Raw genomic sequence first — 9,847 nt, 5'->3', positions numbered from 1 at the left:
CACCGTCTCGACCTGCCCGTCCACGTTGTACGACAACTCGGTGGTAGCAGCGGTGCCCCCAGGAGGCACCACCATCCCCTTCGTGGCCTGCCCGATGAGGTTGTACTCCGCCGTTGACGTCGTGCCCCACACATCCGTGTAGCTCACGACCCGGCCGAGCAGATCCACCACCGTGGTCACTCGACCAGCCGCGTCCTCCGCCCAGCCCGTAAGCGGGTCCCCGCCCGCCGCGAACGTGAACGTCGCAGTGCGCGCCGAGGTGTCTCCATACGCGGGGTAGGCGACACTCGTCGCGCGTCCCCGCGCGTCGAGAGTGGTGCAGGTCCAGTCGTTGTCACCGGTGCGTTTGCTGCCCAGAGTGCGGCCGAGCTGGTCGTACACGAACGAGGTCTCGACGGCTTGGCCGTTCGCGGCGACCGGCTGGCGGACGGACTTGAGGAGCCCGGCCTGGTTCGTCCCCGCCGGGATCCCGCAGGTCGCGGTGCCGAGGCCTTCCTTGTCGCCGTAGTACGTCGAGATCGTGCCGGCGTCGGTTGAGGAGGGGTTCGCGGCGGGCAGGTGCCGGGTGGTGCGGCGCAGGTACCCGGTGCCTTCTGGTTCGTAGCCGGTGCGGGTGGTCAACGCCAGCCCGCCCGGGTCCAGGATCGACTCCCGTACCAACCCCAACCATGGGGTCGACCCGTACCCGGTGGCGGTGGTGATATCGGGTGCGGCGGCGTCGGTGAGCCCGTACGTGTTGGTCGGGACGCTGTCCTCGGTCAGGGACGAGGTGACGAGATTGTACCCAGGTGACAAGGCGGTGCCGGGGATGGTTTCCTCGGTGCCGCCGGGTTTGGTCCAGGTCAGGCGCAGTTGTGCGTCCCCGGTGAGCTCGAGGTACTGCAGCCGGATCCGGGCGGTCTGCCCGGCGGTTGCGTTGAAGGTGACTTCGTTTGACCAGGCCGCGGTTTGGGGTTTCCAGTTGTCGATCTTGATCACGTCGTCCAACCAGAGTTGGGTGCCGTCATTGGAGTAGGTGCGGAGCTTGTAGGTGCCTGCGACGGGGAACGTGATCAGCCCGGTCAGCCGGAGTGACCAGTTGTCCGCTGGGATGCCGGTGAGGGGAGCGGCAGTGCCCCACTGCTTGTTCACTTCCCCAGTGGCCGGGCCGACCCCGAGCTGGTACACCTTGGGGGCGCCGCTCAGGCTCTTGTTGTCGTAGTACGCTGCCGCGAGCCCCGGCAGTTGCCCGTCATACATCGGGACGGTATGCGCCGGGGTCACCTCACACGGGGTCTGTGGGACTCTCGTGGTCGGGTTGAAGCAGGACGCCGGCGCCGGACCGTAGGTGTGCGTGACCCGGTTCTGCGAGTCGTACAGGGTGGTGGACTTCACGTTCCACGGGTCGGTCTGGGACAGGATCAGGTCCCTCCCGGTGGGATCCCATTCAGTGGACGCGGTCAGCCCGGCCGCGCCCTGGTCGGTCACCTGGCGGAGAGCGGTGTCGTATGTGACGGTGCGGGCGTGCCCGTTGGATGGGGCGGTGTTCGGGACGGTCAGGCCGGCCACGTCCACATAGCTCGTGCGAGTGGCGGTGTCGTACGTGTACGTCTTCTTCGGTCGTTTCGCCGGTGTGGTCCCGTCCGGGGCGGCGAGCGTCACCGTCGCGACCCTGCCCTTGTTGTCGTAGCTGATCTCGGTGCGGGACAGCGTCGGGTCTGGGGTGGTCGGGTTCTTCGCGTACCAGTCGTTCTGCAGGCTGTCCCGGATCGCGGTGAGCTTGCCGGTGGTGCTGTCGTAGCCGAACGATGCGGAGGCGCCGCCAGGGTCGATGATCCGGGCGATCTGCCCGCCCTCGTAGTACAAGATCCGGGTCGTGTCGTCCACTCCCGCGCCCGGGTCATGCCCGGGATAGAAGATCCGGCAGAGATTCTGATCGGGTGCCTTGGCGTACTCGCTGGTCAGGGTGGGACACGCCGTCCCGGTGCCGGGCAGGCCGAGGCCTTCGAGCGTGTCATCGCCGTACGCGAGGATCACCTCGCGCGTGTAACCCGGGCTCGTGTACGTGGCGTAGTTCGTCGGTGCGGTGGTGTCTTTCGAGGTGGGGTCACTGATTCGAGACAGGCGCCCGTCCGGCCGGTACTTCAGGACCGGATTCGCGGGCTTTCGCACATCTCCGGCGGTCGTGACCGACGCGAGCTTCCCGTCCGTTCGGAACGTGTACACCGTTCCGCCCCCATCGACCAGGACTGGCTGGCCGTTCGCGTCCAAGCTCGCGGTGCCGACCTCTCCCGGCGGGGATGCGTACCCGCCCGCGGAGGTCTTCGTGTAGGTGTGCGGGGTCCCAGACGAATCGGTGAACGCCAAAGCCGTCTCGGTAACCCGGACCGACTGGTACGCGTTCGCGCCTGCGATCGCGGAGGACGAGGTCCACCCCTGCGGCAGCAGCGGCAGAGACCGGCTGAACCAGTCCGCGGGCACGGCATGTTGGTACTGGACCCCGGCCTTGGTGTACCTGACCCACAATTGCGCGTACGCCCACCCAGACATCTCGAAGTAGTCGAGGCTGAACTTGTGTGCCTTGGTGTCGCCGAACAGTTTCGTGCCGGCCCACTCCACGTTCCCGCTGGTCTGGCTGACCGTGTACCGGTCGAATATCTGCTGGCCGTCGATGAGCAGCTTCGCGCCGTCGTCGCGGGACATCCCGAACTCGTACGACCCGGCATCGGGAACCCGGATGTACCCGTCCCACCGCACAATGAAATGATCCGACGGTATCGACGGTGACGGCGAGCCAGCGCCCCAGTCGAAGTTGACCCCAGGATCGGTCCGGATCAGCACCGGCGTGCGCGACCCGTACTCGATGTGGTAGTTGATTCCAGCGGTGTCCGTCGCGTCGTAGTAGGTGCCCGTCAGGCCGAGGTTGTTGGGTTGTTGCGAGTTGTACCGGAAGGTAAGCCCCATCGGCCCGCCCACCGTGTTCACCGTCGGTGACGAGAACGACAATGCCGCGTTCCCATTCGCGAGGTTCACCGTCACCGGCCCGGCAGCATCCATCGGTGACGGCCCGGACGCGCCGAGGCGGAGGTTGACCGTGAACCGGTTCACCCAGGTGTTCACGGACTCGCCGTACTGGTCCTTGGTCTGTACCCGCCACGTGTACGCGCCGCCGTCCTGGAGCACGCCCTCCGGAACCTGCCAGGTCGTCCCGGTCTGCCACCCGGACATCGCGACCGCACCCGACTTCCCATCCGGCCCGGTGGCGACGGTGAAACGGTACGAGTCCGGCGCCGCGCCGAACTGGTTCGTCGCCGGCGGCGCCGACAGGGTCGGCTGCAGTTCCGCGAGCACCACCCCGTCGGCGGGTAAGCTCGGCCCCTGCGCCGGGTCCGCCGGTTGGCGCACGGTGAACGAGTACACCGGGGTCACGCGTTCCGTGGATGTGCCGTGGTTGCCACTGTACGCGTCGGCGACAAACGCCTTCCAGTAATACGTGGTCCCCGGCTTCAGCACCGTCGCAGGCACCTTCGCCTCGTCCGGGCCGATCCAGCCGGACTCCCACACCGTGGCGGTGTCAATCGTCGCCGCGGACGTGCCGATCCGGAACAGATGCGCCAGCCCGCCACCGGCGGGGTCGGTGTACCCCCCGACCTTCAACGTTGGCGTTTCACCGCCCCACCCGCCATTCGATGGTGACGGTGACACCAAGGCGCCAGGGGTCGGGAAGTCCTTCCACACCGTGATCATCTGGGCGGTGTTGAACATCTTGTATGTGTACGTGTTCGACTCGTCGCCGCGGTGCATGAGATACCCGTCGGGCCCGCGCGTGTTGACCCAGTCCACCATCTGCTGCGTCAGCCGGTCATCATCGACCCAACCTTCGTCGCTGTCCGTGTACAGTCCGCCGAGGCTATGCCCGACCCCGTTGTAGGAGAACGCGTTGGCCCAGTTCAGGGACCCCGTCCGGTCGGTGACCGTCGAATCGTTGGTGATGTTCCAGAACGCGAGGTTCACGTCCAGGACCTGCTTGCCGAAGAACTGCTCGTAGGGATAGTGCGCGACCGTGCGCCAGATGCCGTTCGTGTTCGTGTCGCCGATCTTCAGCCCGTAGTTGTACGTGTACTGCCCGTTCGACTTGTACGCGTGGACCTTGTCGACACCATTCGAGTACTGCCACAGCGGGTCAATCCACACCGGATATACCCGGTCCTTGTCGTTCAACCAGTCCCGGTCCGCGCGGACCGTGACCTCCCAGTCGGATCCGCTGCCCGAAACGAGCGTCTCCAAGCCCACGGACACGTTCGCCTGGGTGCCCACGTTCGCACCCGACTCGCCCGCCGAGTCCCACGCCTGCAATGGCGGCAGGGCCAGCACGACCTGGTCGTGCTCGTCGCGGAACTCGACGACGTTGTCCTCGGTCTTCACCAGCTCGAGCCCGCCCGAGTCGACCCGCCACGTCCATGACGCCCGCCCGTCCTGCCCCGGAGCATCCGCCAGACGGAAGAACTGCTTCACGCCGCTGTTCTCGACGTCGTACACCAACGTCGTCGCCGGAAACACATTCGGGTACTCGACCCGGTTCTTGTCCCCGAACCCGAGATTGCGCTGCATCCCCGAATCCGCAGCGCCCTCTAACGCATACGTCAGGTCGTAACCCTGCGACGACACCCGCAGCAGCTCATCCGACGTGGCGTTCTCCGCGAACCGGGGCGACAACGGATGATCGATAACCTCACCCTCACCGAACCCGAGGAACGACCAGAACCCCACCCCCTGCACATCCGTGGAAATCTCACGCCACTCCCCGTCACGCTTGACGTTGATCGGCTCCAAACTCGACCGCGTGATCCGAACCCCGTCTCCAACGTCGTACGTGTCGGAGAACATGTCCTGCTTGATGATCTTCGAATCATCCGGCAACTCCGACTCCGCGACCGGAGCCTGAACCTCGGCCACCGCATCCCCGGCATCCTCCGGTTCGGAGGACGACGGCCCGTCAGTTGCGACGGGCTCAATGGGGAGGCCCGGCTCAACCGAATCCGGCGTCGACGCTTCCGGGAGCACCTCACCAGGCGCGTCACCACCCTCCAACGGGAGATCCAAGATCTGCGCATCGCTCGGCGAGCCGACCTCCGCCTCGTCGGCGACAGCAGGGAACCCGGGGTCGAGGAGCAACCCACCCAACAATGCGATCGAAGCAACAACACCAATGACGCCTGCGCCAGATCGAACCACTTGCACTCCGAATCACATGAAACCCCACGAGGAGTCTCAGCCGAATGCAACCCCGGTCAAAATCCACAACCGCCCCCAGTTGGGGGGCCTTGCTACGCGGTCCGTCCAGCCAATACCGTTGTCGGCCCGATCGGAGGGATGGTCCATGGATGAAACCTCGCGGGTTCGCGCATATGGAGCGGATTTGGGTGCCCTCCGCGACAGCCCCTGCGGATATGCCGTGGTCGAATGCCCGGCGATCGGACCTCAAATGTACGCCGGATCAAGCCCGGTTCGGCCCCCGTCCACCAGCCGGAACGGGCTCGTTCGTCGTGCCCGTTCGGGAACCCCTCATTGGTGATCTATCTACAGGGCCCGCGCGGCGCACGCGCCACGGCGTCAGCGGTTCCGTGCACGCCGATCCTCTGGGCGAGGGTGTCGAGGTCTGAGAGCTCGTCGGCCGACCCCGCGATCTCTCCCATCGATGTCGCGAATCATCCGTCACACACGCACGTCGAATTCGTCACCGTGCGCGTGCCCTCGCGCACACTCGCACCTCCATGCAGGTGCAGTGCGAAAATGAGGGGTGCTCCCGATCTCGACTCGCCCGCTCGTTCGCCGGGCCATCCTCGGCGGCGAAGACTCAGCGGCGGTGGGGCGACTCGTCAGGGCCTATTTACGCCAGACGGAGCACGAGAAGGCCGCGCACTTGCCCGGCGCGTTGAGCGACAACGACGAGCTCCCCGCGGGCTATCGGTCCGAGGCCGAGAATCCGGATGCGGCCTACGCGGGCTCGTCGGTATACCTGGCGGAGCTGGGCTCTGCCGTTGTCGGCGTCGCAGTGCTCAAGAAAGCCGATGGTGCGACGGAGATCAAGCGTCTCTGGGCTGACCCAGGTGCGCGTGGGCGCGGGTTCGGATCCGCCCTCCTCGATGCTGTTCCCATCAACGGGTTCGACTTCAGCGGCCAGCGCCAAGACTGCGGTGCCTGTAACCATGGAAAAGTCGGTGCGAAGCGTGGGTGGTGGCAATTCGCTTCATATTCGTATCGACACGAATTCACGGTAGCGAGTGTCAGCAAGAGATGGAACGCGAAGTCGGTGATGGACGTGTTCAAGTCCAAGCCGCGGCAGATCTTCCCATTTGGCGTTTCTGGGTGCTCAGGGTTTGCCAGCGGCGGTGTGTGTCAGTTAAAGGGCTCCATACCCGCTGAGGAAACCGCAAAGGTGAGTGTCTCAACGACGCCCACAAGCGTCACATTCACGGTTCTTTCGAATGGCTACTTCGATGAGCCTGGCTCGAAAATCACGTTCAGCACTTTCGAACGGGACGGGTTCGTATATCTCCAGCAGCAGGCCAGTGCCAATCAAGCGAACATGTTTGTCGCGATGGGAATAGATGTCGGATCTGAATTTGTGTTGACCGCTCAAGCTCAAAACCTGTACAACCTCCTCCAGTAAGGCCTATCCATGCGAAGACCTTTGTCCCTTCTTTCCGTTCTCCTAATCGCTGCTGGCGTGGGTGGCGTGACTGCGCTATCCGTCGCCCTTGTGGGATATCTCTCGACGGACCCGCTCGGTTCTTTCATCGTGTGGATTCTCGTCGCCGTATTCATGGCAATGCCGCTCGGTGCGGTGATTGGGATGGTTTGCGCGACTGCTGGCATAGCCCTTGCAGCAGTTGCCCAGTTTCTGCCCGCTCAGTCCGGGTGGCGGGATACGGCCGCGGCAGCTGCTGGCGTTGTTGTGAGTGGTATTGGTGTGGCGACGCTATTGGCGACCATTGGGGTCATTCCTGTCTTCTCAGGTGGGTGGGTGATTGTGGTGCTCGTAGCGCTGAGTGGGGCTTGCGCCTTGGGCGCGTGGATTCGACGTCGAGCGGCGCCTGCGGCTTCCTCATCACGAGTGGGCGGGTTGGAGGTGAGTCCCACCTCGGGAGGTTCGGCTCTCAGTCGTCGTCAGCGGAGACAGTCGAAACGGGAACATCGCCGCCGCTATCGCTGCTCCACCCTCAGAGTTCCACAGCGGCGTTGGTTTCGCCCTGACGGCCAGACCTATGAGCCCTTCCTGCGTGGACTGCGTTTGATCTACGCAATCGGGATGGGGGTCGCCGCTGCATTCGTCTGTTCGTTGAACCTTGATGGACAGCCGCTCGCGATGATGACCTGGCTCGTGTTCCCGCTGACGCCTGTCGCATACTTTGTTGGTGCGATCATCGCCGTATCAGCCGGGTCATGGTTCGAGCAGCCAACTGACCTTCTGGTCACGTCGAGCGTCTACGGGCTCGTCATTGGTGCATGCGCGTATTTGCAAGTCAGCGTCATTGTGGCCATTATTCGATGGGCTCGACGGAGAGGAGTACGAACAGGATAGGGCGTTGCGGCAATCCCGTGTCGCGCACCCGATGTATCTTGCGGACATCGTGACCGCGCGTGCTAATCAAGTCTCGAGTGGTGGTATGCCGGTAAGTGTTCCTTCGAGGAATGGTTAGGTGATTCGGCCTGGGTTTAGATCCGTCTTTTGATCAAGGATGGAACCGATGGCCAGATACACACCCGAGTTGCGTGAGCGGGCGCTGCGAATGCTGGCCGAGGCGCGTCCGGAGCACCCGAACCTGATGAGCGCGATCCGGCACGTTCTTGGGCGAGGTGGCCCGCAACGCCGGCCACCGGATCGACTGGCGCTCGGCCGCATTCCAGGAGCGCAACGACGACGCCTCGCTCGAGGCGCGCAAGAACGACAACATCGAGCCGCTGCGATCGATGATGCGCGAGTGCGTCGTATCGACGCAGCAGTGGGCGGCACGTCAGCAGGCGATCGCAGCGGCGCGTCTCGCCGCCAACTCGGCCAGCCGTGCACCAGGTGCAGGCACGCCGTCGTCTCCCCGACGGCCCGGAGCGCCCGGTGCGCATATCGGAGGCGAGTCCGAACGGCGTGGTGGTCGTGTCGGATGAGTTCGGGGCCGCCTCGGCGGTGGGCGCCGTGCTCGACCGGTACCGGGTGGCCTTTCCGGTCTCGGACGAGTTGCGTCTGCGTTGACGGCCCGCATCATCGGCCCAGAAACGATCGCCTGCGTCAGTGGTTGACGTACTGCATCTGCGACTCGTTGTACCGGGCGCCGTGCACGCCGATGCGCTGCGCGAGGGTGTCGAGGTCTGAGAGCTCGTCGGCCGACAGCGGCACCTGGGTGGCGCCGGCGTTCTCCTCGATCCGTGAGGTGCGCCGCGTACCGGGTATCGGGACGATCCAGGGCTGCTGCGCGAGCAGCCACGCCAGCGCGATCTGACCCGGTGAGGCGCCCTTCCGCCGGGCGAGCTCGGCGACGTGGTCGACGAGCTCGGCGTTCGCGGTCCGGTTCTCCTCGGTGAACCTGGGGATAGTGGCACGGATGTCGCCGTCGGCGAAGTTCGTGGTCGGCGCGACCGTGCCGGTGAGGAAGCCCTTGCCGAGCGGGCTGAACGGCACGAACCCGATGCCGAGCTCCGCGAGCGTGGGCAGCACTTCAGCCTCGGGGTCGCGGGTCCACAACGAGTACTCGCTCTGCAGCGCGGTCACCGGGTGCACCGTATGCGCGCGGCGAATGGTCGGGGCGGCTGCCTCGGACAACCCGAAATGGCGGACCTTGCCGTCCTTGACGAGCTCACCGACCGTGCCGGCGACATCCTCGATCGGCACGTCGGGATCGACGCGGTGCTGGTAGAACAGGTCGATCACGTCGGTGCGGAGACGCTTGAGGGATGCGTCGGCGACGCGACGGATCTGCTCGGGGCGGCTGTCGACCCCGACGCTCTTGCCGTCCTCGATGCGCCACCCGAACTTGGTGGCGATCTGCACCTCGTCGCGGATCGGCTCGAGAGCCTCACCGACGAGTTCCTCGTTGACGAACGGGCCGTACACTTCCGCGGTATCGAAGAAGGTCACGCCCAGATCGAGGGCCGACCGAAGCACGGCGATCATGTCGTCGCGGCTGCCGGGGTTGGGGCCGTAGCTCTGCGACATCCCCATGCAGCCCAACCCGACCGCGGACACCTCGAACCCCTGGCCAAGAGTGCGTCGATGCATGTCACACCTCCGTTGCGTTGCGGTAGTCGTCGTCGGAGACGTGCTCGAACCAGCCGTCCTTCGCACCGGACCCCTCGGCGGTTTCGAGCATCGCGAGGTGCTCCATGAAGTCGTCGGGCGTGGCGCCGTGCCAGTGCTCTTCGCCAGGCGGGGTGTAGATCGTCTGGCCGGGAGTGGCGCGGACGACGTTCCCGTCGCGGGTGCCGATGAGCGCTACGCCCTGGGTGATGTGCAGGGTCTGCCCGCGTCCGTGTGCGTGCCAGGCGGTATGGGCGCCGGGGGTGAACCGGACGCGGCTGACGAGCATCCGCTGGTCCCCCTGCTTCGGTGCGGCGAGCGGGTCCACGTACACGTCGCCCGTGAACCGCTCCGGCGGTCCCTTGGTGGTGGGCGGTTTGGGTTCGATGTTCATCGGTGCTCCTCTGCTTCGCGGCGGCACGTTGCGTTCCGCCGCGTGCTGCCATCGCGACCGATGATACGCCGGCGGATTCACACGAGGGATGCCCTGCCAGAACACCTCTCGTTCGATTTTGGAACACCGGATGCCGCGTTCCTCTGCCAGCACCGCCCCACCAACCCTCATCAGTGGGGCAC

General features: G+C 65.4%; 5 protein-coding genes. 2 read left to right on the top strand and 3 right to left on the bottom strand.

The window, feature by feature from the left end; genetic code table 11:
* Positions 1-5,214 (bottom strand): PA14 domain-containing protein (locus J7E25_RS18255; protein WP_214867753.1); only part of this gene is annotated, 5,214 nt, incomplete at its 3' end.
* Positions 5,215-5,779: 565 nt separating this feature from the next.
* On the opposite strand from J7E25_RS18255, the gene J7E25_RS02955 reads away from it, so the two are divergent.
* Both J7E25_RS02955 and J7E25_RS02950 read left to right on the top strand, forming a co-directional pair.
* Positions 5,780-6,652 (top strand): GNAT family N-acetyltransferase, encoded by an 873-nt coding sequence (locus tag J7E25_RS02955; protein ID WP_214867751.1) that lies wholly within the window; start codon positions 5,780-5,782, stop codon positions 6,650-6,652.
* Positions 6,653-7,839: 1,187 nt separating this feature from the next.
* Complete coding sequence (locus tag J7E25_RS02950) at positions 7,840-8,145, top strand: hypothetical protein (RefSeq protein ID WP_214867750.1); 306 nt, start codon at positions 7,840-7,842, stop codon at positions 8,143-8,145.
* A gap of 121 nt (positions 8,146-8,266) precedes the next feature.
* Here the strand turns inward: J7E25_RS02950 and J7E25_RS02945 are convergent, their stop codons facing one another.
* Both J7E25_RS02945 and J7E25_RS02940 read right to left on the bottom strand, forming a co-directional pair.
* Entirely contained in the window at positions 8,267-9,253 is a 987-nt protein-coding gene (locus J7E25_RS02945) for an aldo/keto reductase (protein ID WP_214867748.1), read from the bottom strand.
* A gap of 1 nt (position 9,254) precedes the next feature.
* Entirely contained in the window at positions 9,255-9,665 is a 411-nt protein-coding gene (locus J7E25_RS02940) for a cupin domain-containing protein (RefSeq protein WP_214867746.1), read from the bottom strand.
* Positions 9,666-9,847: the final 182 nt, after the last annotated feature.

Source organism: Agromyces sp. ISL-38 (assembly GCF_018613935.1).
Lineage (GTDB): Bacteria > Actinomycetota > Actinomycetes > Actinomycetales > Microbacteriaceae > Agromyces.
This window is presented reverse-complemented; position numbering and strand designations above follow the sequence as displayed.

Excerpts from the sequence above, each read along its gene's own strand:
- J7E25_RS02940 (WP_214867746.1), bottom strand. The coding sequence starts at position 9,665 with ATGAACATCGAACCCAAACCGCCCACCACCAAGGGACCGCCGGAGCGG.
- J7E25_RS02945 (WP_214867748.1), bottom strand. The coding sequence starts at position 9,253 with ATGCATCGACGCACTCTTGGCCAGGGGTTCGAGGTGTCCGCGGTCGGG.